At 62.6% G+C, this 18,329-nt stretch carries 16 protein-coding genes and 1 pseudogene; 11 read left to right on the forward strand and 6 right to left on the reverse strand.

Annotated elements, in window-relative coordinates:
* Positions 1-150: 150 nt before the first annotated feature.
* Positions 151-1,050: a type II methionyl aminopeptidase gene (map, locus tag F7R90_RS02415; RefSeq protein ID WP_158055690.1), complete on the forward strand. Its 900-nt coding sequence runs from the start codon at positions 151-153 to the stop codon at positions 1,048-1,050.
* Positions 1,051-1,242: 192 nt separating this feature from the next.
* Here map and F7R90_RS02420 read toward each other — a convergent pair whose 3' ends face one another.
* From F7R90_RS02420 to F7R90_RS02430, 3 genes are all read right to left on the reverse strand, one after another.
* Positions 1,243-1,443: a DUF7835 family putative zinc beta-ribbon protein gene (locus F7R90_RS02420; RefSeq protein ID WP_158055691.1), complete on the reverse strand. Its 201-nt coding sequence runs from the start codon at positions 1,441-1,443 to the stop codon at positions 1,243-1,245.
* A gap of 205 nt (positions 1,444-1,648) precedes the next feature.
* Complete coding sequence (locus F7R90_RS02425) at positions 1,649-3,286, reverse strand: TrkH family potassium uptake protein (RefSeq protein WP_158055692.1); 1,638 nt, start codon at positions 3,284-3,286, stop codon at positions 1,649-1,651.
* Positions 3,286-3,969 (reverse strand): potassium channel family protein, encoded by a 684-nt coding sequence (locus tag F7R90_RS02430; protein WP_158055693.1) that lies wholly within the window; start codon positions 3,967-3,969, stop codon positions 3,286-3,288. Before F7R90_RS02430 ends, F7R90_RS02425 begins: the two co-directional genes overlap by 1 nt.
* 245 nt (positions 3,970-4,214) lie before the next feature.
* Here F7R90_RS02430 and F7R90_RS02435 point away from each other — a divergent pair, with 245 nt between their 5' ends.
* Both F7R90_RS02435 and F7R90_RS02440 read left to right on the forward strand, forming a co-directional pair.
* Positions 4,215-4,790 carry a hypothetical protein gene (locus tag F7R90_RS02435; protein WP_158055694.1) on the forward strand — a complete coding sequence of 192 codons (576 nt, stop codon included), beginning with the start codon at positions 4,215-4,217 and terminating at the stop codon, positions 4,788-4,790.
* 56 nt (positions 4,791-4,846) lie between these two features.
* Positions 4,847-5,386, forward strand: coding sequence for an HIT family protein (locus F7R90_RS02440; protein WP_158055695.1), 540 nt, complete (start codon positions 4,847-4,849; stop codon positions 5,384-5,386).
* Between the two features lie 15 nt (positions 5,387-5,401).
* Here F7R90_RS02440 and F7R90_RS02445 read toward each other — a convergent pair whose 3' ends face one another.
* A complete protein-coding gene (locus F7R90_RS02445) occupies positions 5,402-5,857 on the reverse strand; it encodes a winged helix-turn-helix transcriptional regulator (RefSeq protein WP_158055696.1) in 456 nt (151 codons plus the stop codon).
* 322 nt (positions 5,858-6,179) lie between these two features.
* On the opposite strand from F7R90_RS02445, the gene F7R90_RS02450 reads away from it, so the two are divergent.
* The 4 genes from F7R90_RS02450 (at position 6,180) to F7R90_RS02465 (ending at position 11,605) form a co-directional block, all read left to right on the forward strand.
* On the forward strand, positions 6,180-7,097 hold the full coding sequence (locus tag F7R90_RS02450; RefSeq protein ID WP_158055697.1) for a cation diffusion facilitator family transporter: 918 nt from the start codon (positions 6,180-6,182) through the stop codon (positions 7,095-7,097).
* A gap of 87 nt (positions 7,098-7,184) precedes the next feature.
* A complete protein-coding gene (locus tag F7R90_RS02455; RefSeq protein WP_158055698.1) occupies positions 7,185-9,638 on the forward strand; it encodes a methyl-accepting chemotaxis protein in 2,454 nt (817 codons plus the stop codon).
* A gap of 176 nt (positions 9,639-9,814) precedes the next feature.
* The gene (locus F7R90_RS02460; RefSeq protein ID WP_158055699.1) at positions 9,815-10,708 is read left to right on the forward strand and encodes a plastocyanin/azurin family copper-binding protein; all 894 of its coding nucleotides are present in this window, start codon (positions 9,815-9,817) and stop codon (positions 10,706-10,708) included.
* A 51-nt stretch (positions 10,709-10,759) separates the two neighbouring features.
* Positions 10,760-11,605, forward strand: a complete 846-nt coding sequence (locus tag F7R90_RS02465; protein ID WP_158055700.1) for a hypothetical protein — start codon at positions 10,760-10,762, stop codon at positions 11,603-11,605.
* Here F7R90_RS02465 and F7R90_RS02470 read toward each other — a convergent pair.
* Entirely contained in the window at positions 11,602-12,852 is a 1,251-nt protein-coding gene (locus F7R90_RS02470) for a tRNA (N(6)-L-threonylcarbamoyladenosine(37)-C(2))-methylthiotransferase (RefSeq protein WP_158055701.1), read from the reverse strand. The genes F7R90_RS02465 and F7R90_RS02470 overlap by 4 nt on opposite strands.
* 125 nt (positions 12,853-12,977) lie before the next feature.
* On the opposite strand from F7R90_RS02470, the pseudogene F7R90_RS22895 reads away from it, so the two are divergent.
* The 3 genes and pseudogenes from F7R90_RS22895 to F7R90_RS02490 all read left to right on the forward strand — a co-directional run bounded on the left by F7R90_RS22895 (position 12,978) and on the right by F7R90_RS02490 (position 16,368).
* Positions 12,978-13,703, forward strand: a pseudogene (locus F7R90_RS22895) (DUF7847 domain-containing protein).
* Positions 13,704-14,293: 590 nt separating this feature from the next.
* Positions 14,294-15,046 (forward strand): mechanosensitive ion channel family protein, encoded by a 753-nt coding sequence (locus tag F7R90_RS02485; protein WP_158055704.1) that lies wholly within the window; start codon positions 14,294-14,296, stop codon positions 15,044-15,046.
* 56 nt (positions 15,047-15,102) lie between these two features.
* Positions 15,103-16,368 (forward strand): outer membrane protein assembly factor BamB family protein, encoded by a 1,266-nt coding sequence (locus F7R90_RS02490; RefSeq protein ID WP_158055705.1) that lies wholly within the window; start codon positions 15,103-15,105, stop codon positions 16,366-16,368.
* 12 nt (positions 16,369-16,380) lie between these two features.
* Here the strand turns inward: F7R90_RS02490 and deoC are convergent, their stop codons facing one another.
* A complete protein-coding gene (gene deoC, locus F7R90_RS02495) occupies positions 16,381-17,022 on the reverse strand; it encodes a deoxyribose-phosphate aldolase (RefSeq protein ID WP_158055706.1) in 642 nt (213 codons plus the stop codon).
* A 312-nt stretch (positions 17,023-17,334) separates the two neighbouring features.
* Between deoC and F7R90_RS02500 the strand changes: the two genes are divergently transcribed.
* Positions 17,335-18,303, forward strand: a complete 969-nt coding sequence (locus F7R90_RS02500) for a ribose 1,5-bisphosphate isomerase (protein ID WP_158055707.1) — start codon at positions 17,335-17,337, stop codon at positions 18,301-18,303.
* The last annotated feature ends 26 nt before the right edge of the window (positions 18,304-18,329 follow it).

An 18,329-nucleotide genomic window follows, 5' to 3' on the forward strand; every position in this document is an offset into this window, starting at 1 on the left:
TATTACTGCCGTTACCGCGGAATTAAGATTCGAGTACGACTGCCCTAACCCGTGGGTGACATATCTGTCGCCGAACCCGTTTGCTAGCGGTAGACCACGGAATTCGGAGACAACGCAAACTCTTTCTGGCGTTCTACCCAAGAAGTCGCCATGAGCGACAGCGAACTGGACCTCGAAGCAGAGAAGTACGAGAAACACCGCGAGGCGGGCGAAATTCTTGCACAGGTCCGCGAGGAGGCGGCCGACCGCGTCGAAGTCGGAGCCAAGCATCTGGACGTCGCGGAGTACGCCGAGGACCGAATTCGAGAACTCGGCGGCAACCCGGCGTTCCCGGTCAACATCAGCATCGACCACGAGGCCGCCCACGCCACGCCGGAGATAGACGACGACACGGAGTTCGGCGAAGAGATGGTCAACCTCGACATCGGCGTCCACGTCGATGGTTGGCTCGCCGACACGGCCATCACCGTGGACCTCTCCGGGAACCCGGAACTCGCGGAGGCGAGCGAGGAAGCACTCGACGCCGCGCTCGAACTGGTCGAACCGGGCGTCGAGACAGGCGACATCGGCGCGGAAATCGAATCGGTCATCGACGGCTACGGCTACAACCCCGTCGTGAATCTCACCGGGCACGGACTCGACCAGTACCAACAGCACGTCCCGCCGAACATCCCGAACCGCGCCGTCTCACAGGGCGTCGAACTCGAAGTCGGCGACGTGGTCGCCATCGAACCGTTCGCCACGGACGGCACCGGCAAGGTCACGGAGGGTAACAGCGAGCAGATTTTCGCGCTCGAACACGAGGGGTCGGTCCGTGACCGGCAGGCCCGCCAGGCACTTGACCAGATTAGCGAGGAGTTCAAGACGCTCCCCTTCGCTACTCGCTGGCTAGACGTCGCCCGTGCGGAGATGGCACTCCGCCGCCTGAAGATGAACAACATCGTCCACGGCTATCCCGTGCTGCAAGAGGACGAGGGTTGTCTCGTGAGCCAGAAGGAACACACCGTCATCGTGACCGAAGACGGGTGTGAGATTACCACGAAGAACTGAGTCTCCGCTGTTTTTGATGCAGATGTTGCAAGCGAGCGAACGCCGGAAGAGCGAAGCTCTTCCGAGCAGTCGCGCGACGGCGCGACGACGAAGTGAACGAGTCCGCCGAAGCAGTCGCTCGCTGGGGATAGTCAACGGGGAAGAAGCAGGGACCGCGGTCAGGGCCGCGGGGACTAACTCTCTCTCGGCGGCTTACGCGTTGTTCATCCGCTGGCTGCTCGTCTCACCGCACACCTGACACTCGGTGACGCGGTAGGGTTCGCGCGAGAACTCCGCGTTCTCGCGTTTCTGACTCTCAGTCTTGATCTCCACGGAAACTTCGTGGGGGGTGTCGCGTTCGCAGTCGTCGCACGATTCGGTGATGGCCTGAAAGCTTTGGTTTTGTGTTGCCATTGTGACCTTCCTCTCACTTTCTCCTTGCGCTGATACGAGCATAAAAACCCCTTTCTGTTGGGGGTAGTTCGAACCGTTCATTCCGTTCCCGTACTGCGATTTTCACCCAAAATTAGAGCAGAATCGGTGAAACAGTTTATCGACGTATTAGACCGAGTAATGAAACAAAAACTGGCCGCAACGGCCGCAGGTTTTATATACTTGTTCACGGCTCCAAACCGCGGATTGCAGACCGCAAGAAGACGAGGACCGGTATAATTTCCAGGCGGCCGACCCACATATTTAAGAGGAACATACCTTCGGCGAGAGTCGGCATCGACGGGCCGGTGATGCCTGTCGATAGTCCGACGTTACCCTGGGCGCTCGCCACCTCGAACAGGGCGTCGGCGTAGCCGAACGTTGCAGGAGCGACGTCTACGAGTATTAGGCTGCTGCTAATCAGCACGATGAGCCACAACATGCTGACGATGGCGGCCTCGCTGAACTCCCGTTCCATCGACTCACGGTCGAGGACGCGTCCACCGATATCGACGTTGACGACGGCCGAGGGAGGGAGGAACACCCGCGAGAACTGCCACTGGATGCCTTTGCTGATGGTGTACCCGCGGATGATCTTGATGCCGCCGACCGTGGAACCGGCCGCGCCACCGAGGGTCATGGCGAAACTGACTATAAGTTTTCCCCCGGCGGTCCACCGACCGATAGGCGCAGACTGAAAGCCGGTGCAGGTGAGCGCGCTAACGAACTGGAACGTCGAATCGCGGACCACGCCCGACTGTCCACCGAACACCGCTCCGATGTCCGGTGTCAGGAAATTTTGCAGTGTAAGTGCGGCGACACCCGCCGCGAAAAGAACGAACAGCCACTTCGTCTGGAGGTCGTCGAACAGCACCTTCAAGTCCCGATTTTTTAGCACGCCGTAGTGGATAGGAAACGCGATGGCACCGAGGGTCATGATGGGCAACAGTAGCGTCTCGACCAGCGGCGAATCGTACGACGCGATGGAGTTGTCGGTCACGCTGAACCCACCCGTCGAGAGGGCAGTCATGGCGTGGTTTATCGCCTGCCAGAGCGCGGTTCCCGGCGAGAGTGGTTCCGTCCAGAGGAGCGCGGCGAACAGCACGCCAATCGAGAGGAGCGTGTAGCCGACGAATATCTTCCAAACGGTCTGAACGGTATGAATGATGCTCGGATGGATGCGCTCCTCGCGCGTCTCGGCTTGGTACAGCGCGTAACTGCCGCTTCCCGGCCGAGCGAGGATAGCGGTCGTGAGGACGATGACGCCGACGCCGCCGACCCACTGGATGAACGAGCGCCACCACTGTATCGCGTGGGGAAGCGACGGTTCGTGGACCGCCATCGTCAGGCCGCTTCCAGTCCACCCGGACATGCTCTCGAAGACGGCGTGCAACGGGTTCTGGAAGTACGCGAGACTCGACAGCGTCGTCGTCGTTCCGACCTGGATGGCAGTCCAGTCGGTGGTGTCGGCGGTCGCGGGGACGTAACTCGACATGACTTCAGGGGGCGTCAGGTGTGCCGCGAGGAAGAACGGGAGGGCGCCGAACAGCGCCGTCGCTAACCACCCGCCTGCGGCGATGACCATCCCGTGTTTCATCTTCGGTTCGGGCGCCTCTCCGAAGAGTTTGCGAGCAGTGCCACCGAACGCGGCGGTGATTCCGCCCGCGAGGAGGAACGCCAGCGCGGGGTACCACTCCCCGAAGAAGGCCGCGATACCGACGCTCGCGGCCATCATCGTGGCCTGCATCAGGACCAACGCGCCCACGTCCCGGAGGATGACTGCAAGGTCACTCGGCACCCCGTTGACGGTCGGTCTCCGTGGCATCAGTCGTGGTCCTCGTAGTGGCCGAACACGTCCGTCACGTTCGGTGTCGCACCTTCCTCGGAGAAGACGGTCACGAGGTCACCCGGTTGGAGTTTGGTGTTCCCGCGCGGAGTGACGACGTCGTGGCTCTCGGCGCGCTCGATAGCGACGACGAGCAGGCCTTCGTCGAGGAGACCGCCCTCGGCCGCGTCTGCCAGCGTCTTTCCAGCGACCGGAGCTTCCTCGCCGACAGTGATTTCGAACACTTCGGCGTGGTCGCCGACACGCATGTAGTCCTTGACGGAGGGCCGCTTGACCGCTCGGTAGAGGTACTCCGCGATGAGTCGCTGGGGGTTCTCGATGACGTTGATGCCGATTTGCCGGAAGATACTCATGTGTTCGGGGTTGTGGACGACAGAGACGAGAGAGGGAATCTCCAATTCTTGGCCCAGCAGACTCACCATGATGTTGGTCGCGTCGTGCTGGGTCGTGGCGATGAGCGCGTCCGCGCGGTCGCCACCGGCCTCCAAGAGCGTGTCCATGACGGTCGCATCGTCGTTCAGCACCAGCGCGTCGAACTGCGCGGCGGCCGCTTCGGCCCGTGCCGAGTCCTTCTCGATGACCACCACGTCGTTGTCGTTCTGCGTGGCTATCTCGATGAGTTGCGACCCGATGTCGCCAGCACCGACAATGATGAGATACATTCGTGTCCCCGCAGAGACGCCCTATCTTTGAAAAGTTACCTTTCTCCTCGTTGTGCGCGAGAAAATCCGGCAATTGTTGCGAGTGTCAGTTCCCGGTCAGTGTTGCGTTCACCGGGCGAATTCGTTGCAGTTCGTTGCAGTGGTTCGTGAAATGGAAATGGGACCGTACGAACTGGAAGCCGAGTATACGAGAGGACGGGCAGAAATCAATACAATCTTTACATTTTGGGAGTGCCATTCACCTGATGAGTGAGAAGCAATCTACGAACAACTGCTCTCGTACGTGGTTCGCACAGACACTCCCCGCAGGACTCCTCGTTGGAGGCATTCTCGTCTACTTCCACGCCACGATTCTCACGGCACTCGGGTGGGCAGGTGGGTTTCGATTCCTTAGAAAAATCAGCCTGGTGTATTTCGCTATCGGAGCAGTAGCACTCGTTGGCGCGCTGTCTCGGCACGAATTCGACGTTCGCTACACAGTAGTGGCTACTATCGTGAGTCTCCCAGTCATACTCGGTGGCATTCTTCTACTTCCAAGTGAAGCTATTTTCAGCAATCTCGGCCGATTTTTGCTCTACGGTTCGGTAGCGTTCGCGTTCCCGCTCGGCGTCGCACACGACCGCTCGCAAGAGGAGAGTACGTACCTCCTGCTGGGCGTCGTGTGCGTCGTCTGGGTGGCGCTCACCGGACTGGTTTTACAGTCCGCACCTCGTGGCCCGATTGGTCTCTATCTCGTATGGAACTTCGCGACGACGCTCGTCTTCGCGGTGCCCGTGTACCTGACTGGTCGCGTCCTCGCACGACCAGTTCCCGAGCAGTAGCAAAATCCCCGCCACGAACCGCCGAAAGCTAAATCGCTGGACCTCCACTCGCCTGCATGGACCAAATCTTCGCCCCGTGGCGAATCGAGTGGGTCGAGCGCGACGACAAGAACGAGGGCGTCGAGTGCGTCTTCTGCGAGTTCCCCGAGCGCGGCGACGACCGGGAGCATCTCGTCGTCGCCAGGAGCGACCACGCCGTCGTCATGCTGAACAACTACCCGTACAACCCCGGTCACGCGATGGTCATCCCCCGAAAGCACACCGGCGACTACGGCGAGTTGAACGAGGAGGAACTACTGGACCACGCGCGCATGAAGCAACGAACGTTCGACGCGCTCGAAGTCGCGTTCGCTCCCGACGGCTTCAACGCTGGCTTGAACCTCGGCGGGTCGGCCGCTGGCGGTTCGATAGACGACCACCTCCACACGCACGTCGTGCCGCGCTGGGGCGGCGACACGAACTTCATGCCGGTCGTCGGCGACACGAAGGTCATCGTGGAGGCACTGGACGACACCTACGACCGGGTTCACGAGGCGTTCGCCGAGCAGGACGGAGCCGAAATCTCGGAGTCGGGTGCGGTCGAGTTCTCGTTCTAATTTGTAGATGCACTCTCAGCAGTCACAGACGCACTCCGGCGTCGTCTCGGCCGGGACCGCACAATCCACGTCCTGACACTCCACGACTTCGACTAGCGACTCCACGTCGGCCATGATTCCGGCGAGCTCTTCACCGTGGTCGGTGAGTCGATACGTCGTGGTCGGTGGGGACGTAGCGTGAACTTCGCGCGCGACGAATCCCAGACAGCGGAGTTCGGTCAGCCGCTCCGAGAGCGTCTTCGCGGTTACGCCGTCGAGTTCGCGCTTGAGTTCGTTGAACCCGCGTTCGTCCTCGGCGAGCGCGCGGAGGACGTGAAACGCCCACTTCGAGCCGAGGACGTCGCGCACGGCGTGCCACGTGCGTTGCCAGTCATCGCCGACTCCTGATTTCTCGTCTGTTCTCCCCACGGACTCGTCGGTTGTTCTCCCACCAGATTCGTCAGCTGTTCTCCCCACGGACTCCTCGTTCATTCACCGAAAGTTGGTTCCCCACTCGTATAAGAGTCTGTGGGCGGTTTCCACGCGGAAACCGCCCTTCTGGGTTGCAACTACCTCACAGGTCACACCCTGCATTTCTGTCGGGAAGCTGACTCGCTTATCTACGTCTCGTGCGTAGTCGAGACTGCAATGTCCGACGACTGCTGTGTGACCGACACCGACTGTTGCATCGACACCGACCAAATCGTCGTCTGCTGCTGCGGTAGTGGCTGTTGCTGAATGTCGTGACTGTTCGGGCGCGAACGCCCGCCGAAAGCGATACGCCCTTTTTCCCGGAGTCCCAATCTCTACTTCCATGTCCCGGAGGACCACCGTGCGCCGAGTCGGCTTGCTCGTACTCGTCGCCAATCTGTTGCTGGTCGTCGCCAAGGGGGCCGTCTGGTGGTCCACCGGGAGCCTCGCGGTCGGCTCCGAGGCAGTCAACAGTCTCGCCGACGTCGCGTACAGCGCCGTCGTGCTTGCTGGCCTCTACTTGACGACCCGACCGCCCGACTTCTCGCATCCGCACGGCCACGAGCGCATCGAACCGTTCGTCTCGCTGTTCGTCGCCGTCGGCGTCTTCGCGGCTGGCGGCGCGGTCCTCTGGCGCTCGACGACCACGGTGCTTTCGGGCGACGTAGCCGTCACGGCCAGTCCCGCCGCAGTCGTCGTGTTGGCCGGAACCGCTGTCGTGAAGTTCGGTCTCTACCGATACTGCCTGAGCGTCAGCGACGAGACACGTTCACCCGCAGTGAAAGCCACCGCGCTGGACAACCGCAACGACATTCTCACCGCTGGCGCGGCGCTCGTCGGTGTCCTCGGTGGTTTTTTCGGCTTCCCGATACTCGACCCGCTGGCGGCGGGCGTCGTCTCCGTGGGCATCCTCTACACCGGGTGGGAAATCGTCCAAGACAACGTCGATTACCTCGTCGGGAGCGCGCCCCCGGACGACCTGCGCGCGGACATCGTTCGCCGTGCGCTCGTCCACCCCGAAGTGAAAGGTGCCCACGACGTTGTCGCCCACTACGTCGGCCCGGAGATAGACGTAAGCCTCCACATCGAAGTCGAGGGGGACCGAACGCTGTGGGAAGCCCACGACATCGAGACGGCAGTCGTCGAGTCTATCCGGTCGATAGACGAGGTAGACGACGTGTTCGTCCACATCGACCCCAAGGAACTCGGGGAGTGGAAGGCCGACGACTCGGTAGACAATCTCGTCAGCGAGCGACAGTGAGAATTGTTCTCTCCCCTCGATAAATCGCTCGAATGAACCTACCAGTGTTTCCGAAGATTAACGTAGGTGAAGCAAACAGGGCGTGTCATGGATATCGACCCGCGGAAGAGCTACGGCGCGAAGGTCGTCGCGGGGTTGCTCGTCGTGTTACTCGTCGGAGGCACGGCGGGTGCGTACACGTACGCGACCACGAACGACCGCGTTCGTGACAACCAGATGAGCACGCTGGGCCGACAGGCCGACGTGCAAGACGACCTCGTGGACACTATAGTGACCGACAAAACCGAAGACACGCGACAACTCGCCAACAGAGCGTTCGAAATCGACATGCAAGACCAGACCGCCGCAGAGGAGGAACGCAAACTGCGGACGCTCGTCAACGACCAAGTCCAGCAGTCCGAGGACGTAAAGCGCGTCCACTACGTCGATTCGGTGAACGAGACCGTCGAAGTCAGTTCCACCAAGACCTTCGAGGGGATGAACATCAGCAACCTCGGCTTCTCCGTGCCGAGAGACGAACTCTATAGCCGAGAACCTGCCGTGACGTTCCGCTCGCACGCTGGCAACCAGTCGTGGGTCTTCTTCGTCCCCGTCAGCACCCAGTGGATGGTCGTGGAAGTTCCGGCGTCGGCCGTCGCGGCCGACGTGCAACCGATTATGGAGGGTACTCGAACTCGAATCGTGAATTCGGAGGGCGTCGTCGTCCTCGACACCGAAGACCCCTCGGCAGTCGGCAAACAGCACGTCGAAGGTGCCGGTGTGAACTCCCCGGCCGTGGAGTCCGGACTCGCGGGCGGTACGAACGTGACGACGCTCTCCGCCCAGCAGGCAGGCGCGGGCGAGAAAGCCGTCGTCGGCTACGACACGATAGAGGACGCAAATTGGGCACTCGTCGCCTACTCGCCGCCCGGAACCCTCTACTCGGTCGCCCACACCGTCGGCCAGAACATCCTCTACTTGCTCGGTGCGGTCGGAATTCTGCTCGTGGGATTCGGTCTCGTGGTCGAGCGACCGACCATCGGGTCGGTCTCGACACTCTCCGCTCACGCCGAATCGCTCCGACAGGGCGACCTCGAATCGCGCATCGAGAGCGACCGGCGCGACGAGTTCGGCGACCTCTTCGACACCTTCGACCGGATGCGTTCGGACCTCCGCGAGCGAATCGCCGAGGCCGAGCAGGCCGAGTCTGACGCCGAAGAGGCGCGTCGAGACGCTGAACGCCAGCGCGAGCAGGCTGAAGTCGCACAAGAAGAAGCCGAGGCCGCCCAACGCCAGGCCCAAGCGGTCAACGAACACCTCGAACGGAAGGCCGCCGAGTACGGCACGGCGATGAGCGCGGCCGCCGACGGCGACCTCACGACGCGAGTGGACCCCGAGAGCGACCACGAAGTTATCGCCCAGATGGGTCGGCAACTCAACGACGTGCTGGCCGACCTCGAAACGACCGTCGCGGACGTCGAGGCCGTCGCCGACGAAGTCGTGGAATCGAGCGACCAACTCACCGACAGTGCGGCCGAAATCTACGACGCTGGCGAGCGCGTCAGCGAGTCGGTCCAGACGATAAGCGACAGGACCGACGACCAGCAAGACCGTCTCGGCGACGTGGCGAGCGAGACGAACGGCCTCTCGGCGACCATCGAAGAGGTCGCCTCGACCGCCGATTCGGTCGCCTCGACGGCTAACAAGACCGAGCGCCGTGCAGAGGGTGGCCGAGACGCCGCCGAAGATGCCGTGGAAGCGATGGAAGAAGTCGGCGAAACCGCCGGAACTGCGGTGTCGGAAGTGGACGAACTGGTCGAGGAGATTCACGAAGTCGGCGAAATCGTGGACATCATCTCCGACGTGGCCGAGCAGACGAACCTGCTCGCGCTGAACGCGAACATCGAGGCGGCCCGCGCCGAAGCGGGCGGCGAAGGGTTCGCTGTCGTCGCCGAGGAAGTCAAGACCCTCGCCGAGGAGACCCAGCGCCACGCCGACGACATCGAAGCCCGAATCGAGACGATTCAGGGCCAGACCGAGACGACCGCCGGACGGATTCGCGAGTCGCGCTCGCAACTCGTGGAAGGCACCGACACGGTCGAAGAGGCCCGTGAGGCACTGAACGCGGTCGCAGATCTCGTTGCCGAGACGAACACCGGCATGCAGGACATCAACGCCGCGACGGACGAACAGGCCGCCAGCACTGAGGAAGTCGCGGCGATGGTCGATAGCGTGACCGACGCCGCAGAGCGCGCCGCCGAAGAGACCGAGGAAGTCGCTTCCTCCGCCCAGCAACAGACTGCGGCATTGGACGAAGTCACGGGCGTCGTCTCCGAGTTGGAGGACCGCGCGGCACACCTCGAAGCGGCCGTCTCCCGGTTCGAGGTCGATGCGGACGCGGCGTCGGCCGAGACCGCAAACGCGGCTGTGGAGGACTCGAGTGGGGTGGCGGGCGACCACGCCAGCGAGTCCGCGTTCGACTTCGACGACCGCGAGCAAGAGGCGGTCTCGGTCTCCAGCACGGCCGAAGACGCACACGCGCCGACTCGGACCGACGACTGACTCGGCAGCCGTCTTTCTGTTAGTTAGGTAGCCTCGCTGTTTTGAATCGAACGGAATTGTGGCGTATCTGGTTTCGGAAGTTCACTCTCTGCCTCCTCCGGACCGATTCCCACGTACTGAAAACCGCGTCGTGGGCTTTTCTACGAGGTGTCCGACACTGTAGACACTGGTCCCCAATGACAGACGACGCAAGCTACGACCGGCGGTCGGTTATCAAATCAGGCGCTTCGGCCCTCGCAGTCGGGTCGCTCGCGGGCTGTGTCGGCGGAGCGGACGGTGGAATCGGTGGCTCTGGTGACGGAACGACTACTGCTTCGACCACCGCTTCCGACAGCGACGAACACGTCGTTGAGGTTGGTCCCGACGGAAATCTCACGTTCGAACCCGCAGCACTCGAAGTCGAGCCCGGAACGACCGTGACGTGGGTCTGGAAGTCAAACAACCACAACGTCGTTTCGAAAGACCACCCCGAGAATGCCGACTGGCAGGGAACCGACGGCGGCGACTCGAAGGTGTACAATCAGGGCCACGAGTACAGCCACACGTTCGAAACGCCCGGCACGTACGGCTACTACTGCACGCCCCACAAGGCGGCCGGGATGAACGGCGAAGTCGTCGTCTCCGGGTCGGCGAGCGCGACGACTGAGGCGGCCGAGACGGAACACGAGACGACTGAGGAAGCAGATACCGAACCAGAGACGACCGAGGAGGACGAAGCAGCGACGACCACCGAACCGGCGACGGCCGACGACCTCCCCGTCCGAGTCGGGCCGAACGGCGAACTCCGCTTCGAACCCGGTACCGACGAACCGCTGAAGATTCCCGCCGGGACGACAGTGCCGTTCGTCTGGGAGTCGGACAGCCACAACATCGTCGTGGACTCCCAACCCGATGGTGCAGACTGGCAGGGGACGCCCGGCGCCGAGTCGAAGGTGTACGACGAGGGCTACGAGTACAACCACACCTTCGACGTGGTTGGCACCTACGAGTTCCACTGTCAGCCTCACGAGTCGGTCGGTGCGACGGGTACCATCGTCGTGCATGGCGGTACGGAGACGACCGGGAACTGACCGATTTCTCGCCGCAAAACGTTATTGACACGCACGTCGAGAGACGGGGCTATGGGGGGAGCAGACGACACGACCGATTCGGGGAGAGAGGGAGAGACGAGAGACGCGCCGAGAGCAGACGACGCGGGCGAACGGGAGGGACCACCGACGAAGACGCGCCGCGGAGTACTGGCCGCTGGCTGCGCGCTGGCGCTCGGCGGCTTCGGCACGTTCGAATCGCTATTCGCCGGACCCGACGACGAAGACCAATCGACCGACGACCAAGATACTGAGACGACGACTATCGGCAACGACACGACGCGATTCTTCGACAACGGTACGACGCGTTTCTTCGACAACGGCACGACGTTCTTCGTGGACCCCGACGACCGCGCGAACAGAACCTATACGACGGGCTTCTTCAACGGCACGACGAACTTCTTCGGCACTTACACGACGGACTTTCTGCGGACGGCGGGTCGTCGTCGCCGTCGTGGTCGGTGGACGACCCGCTACAGGAGACGCCGGTTCCGGACGTTCACGACGAACTTCCGCAGGCGACGCCGAGGATACGGCGGAACTACCGTCACCTTCGACGACGGATTCGAACCGGGCGATACCCCGTCCGGCGCGGAGGTTCTCAGACCGCCGGTGACCTTCTCCGGTCGCATCAGTCCCGCCTTCGACGTGGACTACTTCCAGTTCTTCGCGCGGCGCGGCGAGCAGATAATTCTCGACCCCTTGACGGTTACCGGGCCGCTCATCTGGTCGTTCCTCGGGCCGAACCTCGGACTGCTCACGTTCGGTCTCCGACGGACGCAACTGCTCGTTCAAAATACGGGGTTCCAGTACCTGCGTATCGAGTCTCGCGGGAACAACATCGGTCGCTACACGTTCAGGCTGTGGGTGAGAGCTTAGACCGGGTCGCCGAACGCGTACACCGTACTGTGACCGGTAATCTCCACGTCCACGAAGTCGCCCGGTTCGACGCCGTGTTCCGTGGCGTTCTGGACGATGACCTGCCGGTAGGCCTCGTCGTAGCACTTCACGGAGTCGCCCGTACCGGGTTCCACGACGAGAACTTCGTGGGTCTCGCCGACCATGTCGTCGTACGCCTCGCCGACCACATCCATCTTCAGGTCGGACATCTCCTTCGAGCGCTCCTTCTTCAGCGTGCCGCCGAGTCCCTTCATGTCGGCGGCGTCCGTCCCGGGCCGCTTCGAGAAGCGCGTCACGTTGATTTTCTCGGGCCGGGTCTCCTTGAGCAAGGCCAGACTCTGGGCGTGGTCCTCGTCCTCTTCTGTGGGGAAGCCGACGATGAAGTCCGTGCTGAGCGTCCAGTGGTCGAGCGCCTCGTCGAACGTCTCGACGATTTCGACGTACTCCGAGACTTGGTGTTGGCGGCGCATGTCGCCCAGTACGTCGTCGGAGCCAGACTGCACTGGCGCGTGGATGAAATTGTATAGCTTCTCGTTCTCGGCGAAGACTTCCGCGAGTTCGTCCTTGATGCCGTGGACGCCCTTCGGGTTCGCCATGCCGACGCGCACCCGGAACTCGCCCTCGATGTCGCAGATGCGGTCTAGTAGCGTGTGCAACTCACGCTCGCCCTTGTCCCAGCCGTAGACGCCAGTGTCCTGGCCGGTAATTCGAATCTCCTTCGCCCCGGCGTGGACGAGCGCGCGGGCCTTCTCGACGTTCTCTTCGACCGGCGGCGAGTCTATCTTGCCAGTCGCGCGCTTTGTAATGCAGTACGAACAGTCGGACATGCAGCCACGAGCGATGGGGAGGATGCCGATGACCCCATCCAGAATCGGTTCGGCGTCGGGCGTCGTCGTCGGGCACTCGCCGTTCGTCACCGCCGTCGGTACCTCGTCCCAGTGAAGTACGTCGGCGTCCACGCCAGCGTCGTGGAACTCCTCGCCCTGTGCGAGTGCCATGCATCCGGTGACGATGAGGTCGGCAGTCTCGTCTTCGAGTTCTTTGGCCCGCGTCAGCATGTTGCGCTCGGTCTTCTCGACCACCGTGCAAGTGTTGAGGATGGCAACGTCGGCGTCGTCTGCACCCTCGACGCGGTGGTGGCCTGCGTCGCGGAGTCGCCGCTCTATCTCGCGGCTCTCACCCCGGTTCGACGTACAGCCGTAGGTCTCGATGTGATAGCGGGCCATTCGCTACCGGTCTTTCTGCCTACGTGGCCAAAAACGCGACGGATTCGGGTGGTGGAGTCGAACGGCGTATCACCGGGAATGGAAATGCCCGTGACATTTTTGTCAGTTCGGCGAAACCGCTCGGTATGGTCGTCCTCGACACGTTCGGTGACGCGCTTTCGCTCCTCCGTCGTCATCCGACACTCGTGGTGTATCTCTTCGTTACTGGCGTCGTCTCGAACGTCCTCGGCAGCGGCGAGTACCTCGATCTCCCCGACGGCGGGACGCTGTTGTTGAGTCTGCTCTCGCTGGTAGTCGGTCCCGCGATAACGGTCGGCGTCATCGGACTCGTGAACGACGCGGCCGAGAACGCCCGCGTCTCCGTTGGGGCGTTCACCGCGTCGGTACTCCAGAACTAGTTCTCCGCTCTCGCGGCCGGTCTCATCATCGTCCTCGGGATTGTCATCGTCGTCATCGTCGGCTTCATCGCGGCGATGATTCCGCTCGTCAGCATCGTCGTCGTTTTCGCCTTCATCGTCCTCATCATCGCGGCGGCCATCACGCTCCAGTTCGTGGACCTCGCTATCGTCGTGGACGACGCAGGAGCAGTCGATGGTATCGAGCGAAGCTACGAAGTCGCCATCGCCAACCTCGGCGCAGTCATCGGCTACGTTCTCTTCGAACTGCTGTTCGTCTTGCTGATTACTGCACCGTTTCTCGTCTTGTGGTTCGACGACGGATTTACGACGGCTACCCCGACGGTCCAACCGACACCTGCTCTCGTCGGTGCACTCGTCGTCGCCGCGCTCGGTTCGACGGTGTTGCAGACGTATCGCGTGACGTTCTACCGCGCGCTGTCGAATCGAACCTGAACTACTTCCTGACCTCTCCCCGCAACCGGTTCGAGCGCGTAGCTATCGACGCGTCGAGCAGCGTTAAATCCAACCGTACTGTGCCGAAATTTGATTCTCAGCTGGCCGAAGTTTCGGCGTCTCAGGAGTTCTCCGACACATGCGTGGTTTCGGTCGCGTCGCAACCTGCCGTTTCACCTCTCGAATCGATGGCACGTTCGAGGCGGGTCGCGGCGTCAGACGTGACCAACTGCCCGCCTCCAGCGAACTACCGCAATCGTGACGCGTCAACCGAAGCTGCTTACATCGGCGAATCGCCAGTTGACGCGGTCGAAAACTGTCTCAGACGCTGACGCTTACGAGCGTCTGCGAGGAAGTGTAGGATACTGGTCCGTTTCGTGGCACCACGTCAGAGTCGTCGAGCCTGACCGACGATTGTTCGAAATACCGATAAATCGGCCGAGATGGCTACTCGCGGGCGGTACAGAGTACGACGGAGTCACAGAAACCACGAACCAGTGTTGGAGCAAATAACAAAATCCCTGGATGGTGGCTCTGTGTTGGTGCGTCGGGACCGTGCGACTTTCTCGGTCGCTGCTCGGCGCTCAATCATGAACACGTACCAAATACTGCTGCAAGCGGACGACGGTGGACTGTTCGGTGACCTACCGGGATGGCTGGGAAACGCACTCTCGGAAATCGTCGCGGCGCTTCCCAGACTAATCGGAGCGATAGTCATCCTCCTCCTCGGTTGGCTCGTCGGTCGGACACTCGGCGGATTCGTATCGCGACTCTCGGATAGAGTCGGCCTCGACCAGCGTACACGCTCCACGCCGCTCGGTCGCATGTTCGGCGAGTCCCGAAACGCCGTCTCGAACTTCCTCGGCAAAGTGACGGCGTGGTTCGTCTACGCGCTGGCCATCCTCGCGGCCGCGAACACGCTGGCGATAGAGACGCTGTCGGAGTGGATTGCGACCGCGGTGTCGTACCTGCCTGCGTTCGTCGCGGGCCTGCTGGTCATCATCCTCGGGTTCATAGTCTCGGACTTCGTCGGCGACGCAATCGAGCGTACGCGGGCGGCGACCGAGACAGCCTACACGACGTGGTTCGCCACGGGCGTCCGGTTCTTCCTCTACTTCGCGGCCATCGTCATCGGTCTCGACACGATGGGCATCGACGTACAGATTCTGTACGTGTTCGCCCAAGCGTTGTCGTGGGGACTCGCCGCGGGCGTCGCGCTCGCCATCGGTATCGCGTTCGGGTGGGGTGGCCACGACTACGTGGCAGCGCACATCGACGACTGGATGGGCCGCGCTCGACAGGGGACGCCGACGCCCTCCTCGGAGACGGCGGACGACGACTGAGTCGCTGTGAACTGTTGACCAGAATATATTTTTCCGTGGGCTGAGCAGGAGATAGTATGCCCTCCAGACGACGTTCTCTTGCGGCCCTCGACAAGCGACGCTCCCACGATTCTCTCGACAGACGCCAGTATCTCGCAACTATCGGGTCCGTCGGCGCGGTTGCACTCGCAGGGTGTACCACTGGCGGCGACTACGACGAGGCCGCCGATTCGGCAGGCAAAACGACCGACTGGCCGACGCTCGCTCACGACGGAGCGAACACGGGATACAACCCCGAAAGTCGCGGCCCCGAGTCGAGCGTCAAGGAGCGATGGAAGACACCCGTCTCCTCGCCGACTGCACCGCCTGCCGTCGCAGACGGTCGGGTGTACGTCCCGGCGGGCGACACGCACGACTGTTTCGCGGCCGACTCCGGAGAATCGCTCTGGAGCTACGATTTCGACAAAGAGGGCCGGGGTATGTCGGTGTGGTCCGCGCCCACCGTTCGTGACGGACTGGTCTACATTTCCGGCGGCAACAGGGACGCCTTGCTCGTCCTCGACGCCAAGACCGGCGAAGAAGTTCGAGCGTTCGAAACGGAGGGCGAAGTCTCGGCCGCACCTCGATTCGACCACGACGGGCGATTTATCTACGCCGTCACGCGCGACGGGTGGGTTCATTGCTTCGACCTGAACGACAACGACGAGGAGTGGCGCACCGAACTGTTCGGTCATATAGCCGCACCGCCAGCAGTGTCGGAGACTTCGCCACTGCTCTACGTCGCCACCGAGGGCGGCGAGGTGTTCGCGCTCTCGAAGTTCGACGGCGAGGGTTCGTGGCGACAGAAGCTACCGGGGATGGTCAACACCGCTCCAGCAGTCGTCAGTCGGCGTCTCTACGTCCTCCCGTTCGGTGGCAAACTCCACTGTCTGAACACCGGCCGAGTCGGCAAAATAGAGTGGACGAGCGACGACCGCGTGTTCACCGACCACCACCTCGCAGTCGCCGACGGACGCGTCTTCGCCTCTGGCGCAGACGGCGTCGTCGCTATCGACCGCGAGTCCGGGAAGACCGACTGGACGGTCTCCACGAAAGACAACGTAAACTGCGCGCCTGCGGTCGCTGGCGACACGCTCTACATCGGCGACGAGGGCGGGCGACTCCACGCCATCAAGACGGGCGGCGGAGTCGGGTTCGGTGGCATCGACGTGAGCGCGCGCCGCTGGAAACTCGACTTGGGGGTTCGCGTGCGCGAAGGAATCGCAGTCTCTGGTGGTCGCGTCTACGCCTACACGAAACCGCCGAAGGGGGAAGGCTACGTCCACGCGCTGGAAGCGAAGTAGCTGAAAGTCGCCTCAGTAGTTCTGTCGGAAGTCCTCGACGATTTCGACGCCCGAACTCGCGCCGATGCGTTCCGCGCCTGCGTCGAACATCGCTCGGGCCTGTTCGTAGTTACCGACGCCGCCGCTGGCCTTTACAGGGAGATACTCGCTCATCAGTTCCACGTCTTCGACTTTCGCGCCGCTCTCGGCGAATCCGGTGGAGGTCTTGACGAACGCCGCGTCGGCGTCTTTCGCGGCCTGACAGGCGTCGTGTTTCTCCTCGTCGGTGAGCAGGGCTGTCTCGATGATGACCTTCACTGGGATGGGAACCGCGGCGACGACTTCCTCGATGTCTTGGCGGACTGCTTCGGTTTCTCCGGCCTTGAGTCGGCCGACGTTGATGACCATGTCCAGTTCGTCCGCGCCGTCCTCGTAGGCGATGGCCGCTTCTTCACGCTTGGCGGCGGTGGCGTGCTGTCCGTGCGGGAAGCCGATGACCGTAGCGAGGGTCACGTCGGGAGTGTACTCCGCCGCTTCGGCGACGTAGCACGGCGGGATGCAGGCGTTCAGGCCGTACTCGTCGGCGTCGTCTAAGACCTGCTGTACGTCGGCGAAGGTCGTCTCGGGTCCGAGGACCGTGTGGTCGATGCTCGCGGCGAGTTCGGCGTCGTTCATGCTAACAGGTGGTGTTTGGGGTTTCAAATGTCCTCCGACTCTAGCAGTGTGCGAGGGTGCGTGGTATTCGGTGGGAAAGAGTCGTTCTGCTCGGTGCGAACCAGAGCGATAGCTTGAGTTGATTCTGTGGAGTCCGCGAGATTAGTGGATTCTGAGAACCGGAAGCTAGCTACTCCCGAAACCACGGAGAGAACGTGTCGCCACCGTACCGCCACCGTGCCACCGCGCACAGCCACACCCTTCTCACCCGACTCCACCGTCTCATCATCCCGACACCTACCCTTTTGCCCCCTGACATCCTACACTCACTTTATGAACGAGGTCCATCCCGCCGTCGATTCGGTCGCCGAGGACATCGCCAGCATGGAGATACGTGGCGCGGCGACCATCGCGGACGCGGCGGCCGAGGCGTTGGCGACCCAAGCGCAGGACAGCGACGCCGACACCCCCGAGGCATTCCGTGCGGAGATGCGCGCCGCGGCCCGTCGCCTGCGCGAGACCCGCCCGACTGCGGTCAGCCTCCCCAACTCGCTCCGATACGTGTTCGGCGGGATGAGCGGCGAGAGCGTCGAAGCCCTCCGAGAGAGCGTGGTGGCCAGCGCGGCTGAGTTCTGCCGCGAACTCGACCAAGCGCAGGACAACCTCGGCCAAATCGGCGCGAACCGCCTGCGCGACGGCGACACCGTGATGACTCACTGCCACTCGACGGACGCCCTCTCCTGCGTCGAGGCGGCCCTCGACCAGGGGAAGGAGATTAGCGCCGTCGTCAAAGAGACCCGGCCGCGAAAGCAGGGTCACATCACCGCCCGACAACTTCGCGAGTGGGACGTGCCGGTCACGCTCGTCGTGGACAACGCCGCGCGTCGGTATCTCGACGAGGTTGACCACGTGCTGGTGGGCGCGGACTCAATCGCCGCCGACGGGTCGGTCATCAACAAAATCGGCACCTCCGGACTGGCGGTCAACGCCCGTGAGCGCGGCGTCCCCATCATGGTCGCGGCTCAGACGTTGAAACTCCACCCGGACACGATGACCGGCCACACGGTCGAAATCGAGATGCGCGACGAGCGAGAAGTCCTCACGGCCGAGGAGGAAGCCGAAATCGACGGCGATTCCCAGGGAGAAGGCCTCACCGTCGAGAATCCCGCGTTCGACGTGACGCCACCGCGCTACGTCGATGCCATCGTCACCGAGCGGGGGCAGTTCCCACCGGAGAGCATCGTCACGCTGATGCGAGAACTGTTCGGCGACCAGCAGGGCGGCGAACCGTGGGACGAGTAGCGCGAACCAGAACCGGGAAACGGGCG

Source organism: Halorussus halophilus, from assembly GCF_008831545.1.
Lineage (GTDB): Archaea > Halobacteriota > Halobacteria > Halobacteriales > Haladaptataceae > Halorussus > Halorussus halophilus.

What these genes read in the sequence shown, in the direction of transcription:
- F7R90_RS02430 (WP_158055693.1), bottom strand. Translation starts at nt 3,969, where the DNA reads ATGTATCTCATCATTGTCGGTGCTGGCGACATCGGGTCGCAACTCATC.
- F7R90_RS02455 (WP_158055698.1), top strand. Translation starts at nt 7,185, where the DNA reads ATGGATATCGACCCGCGGAAGAGCTACGGCGCGAAGGTCGTCGCGGGG.
- F7R90_RS02485 (WP_158055704.1), top strand. Translation starts at nt 14,294, where the DNA reads ATGAACACGTACCAAATACTGCTGCAAGCGGACGACGGTGGACTGTTC.
- F7R90_RS02470 (WP_158055701.1), bottom strand. Translation starts at nt 12,852, where the DNA reads ATGGCCCGCTATCACATCGAGACCTACGGCTGTACGTCGAACCGGGGT.
- F7R90_RS02445 (WP_158055696.1), bottom strand. Translation starts at nt 5,857, where the DNA reads ATGAACGAGGAGTCCGTGGGGAGAACAGCTGACGAATCTGGTGGGAGA.
- F7R90_RS02490 (WP_158055705.1), top strand. Translation starts at nt 15,103, where the DNA reads ATGCCCTCCAGACGACGTTCTCTTGCGGCCCTCGACAAGCGACGCTCC.
- F7R90_RS02420 (WP_158055691.1), bottom strand. Translation starts at nt 1,443, where the DNA reads ATGGCAACACAAAACCAAAGCTTTCAGGCCATCACCGAATCGTGCGAC.
- F7R90_RS02465 (WP_158055700.1), top strand. Translation starts at nt 10,760, where the DNA reads ATGGGGGGAGCAGACGACACGACCGATTCGGGGAGAGAGGGAGAGACG.
- F7R90_RS02425 (WP_158055692.1), bottom strand. Translation starts at nt 3,286, where the DNA reads ATGCCACGGAGACCGACCGTCAACGGGGTGCCGAGTGACCTTGCAGTC.
- deoC (WP_158055706.1), bottom strand. Translation starts at nt 17,022, where the DNA reads ATGAACGACGCCGAACTCGCCGCGAGCATCGACCACACGGTCCTCGGA.
- map (WP_158055690.1), top strand. Translation starts at nt 151, where the DNA reads ATGAGCGACAGCGAACTGGACCTCGAAGCAGAGAAGTACGAGAAACAC.
- F7R90_RS02435 (WP_158055694.1), top strand. Translation starts at nt 4,215, where the DNA reads ATGAGTGAGAAGCAATCTACGAACAACTGCTCTCGTACGTGGTTCGCA.
- F7R90_RS02460 (WP_158055699.1), top strand. Translation starts at nt 9,815, where the DNA reads ATGACAGACGACGCAAGCTACGACCGGCGGTCGGTTATCAAATCAGGC.
- F7R90_RS02500 (WP_158055707.1), top strand. Translation starts at nt 17,335, where the DNA reads ATGAACGAGGTCCATCCCGCCGTCGATTCGGTCGCCGAGGACATCGCC.
- F7R90_RS02440 (WP_158055695.1), top strand. Translation starts at nt 4,847, where the DNA reads ATGGACCAAATCTTCGCCCCGTGGCGAATCGAGTGGGTCGAGCGCGAC.
- F7R90_RS02450 (WP_158055697.1), top strand. Translation starts at nt 6,180, where the DNA reads ATGTCCCGGAGGACCACCGTGCGCCGAGTCGGCTTGCTCGTACTCGTC.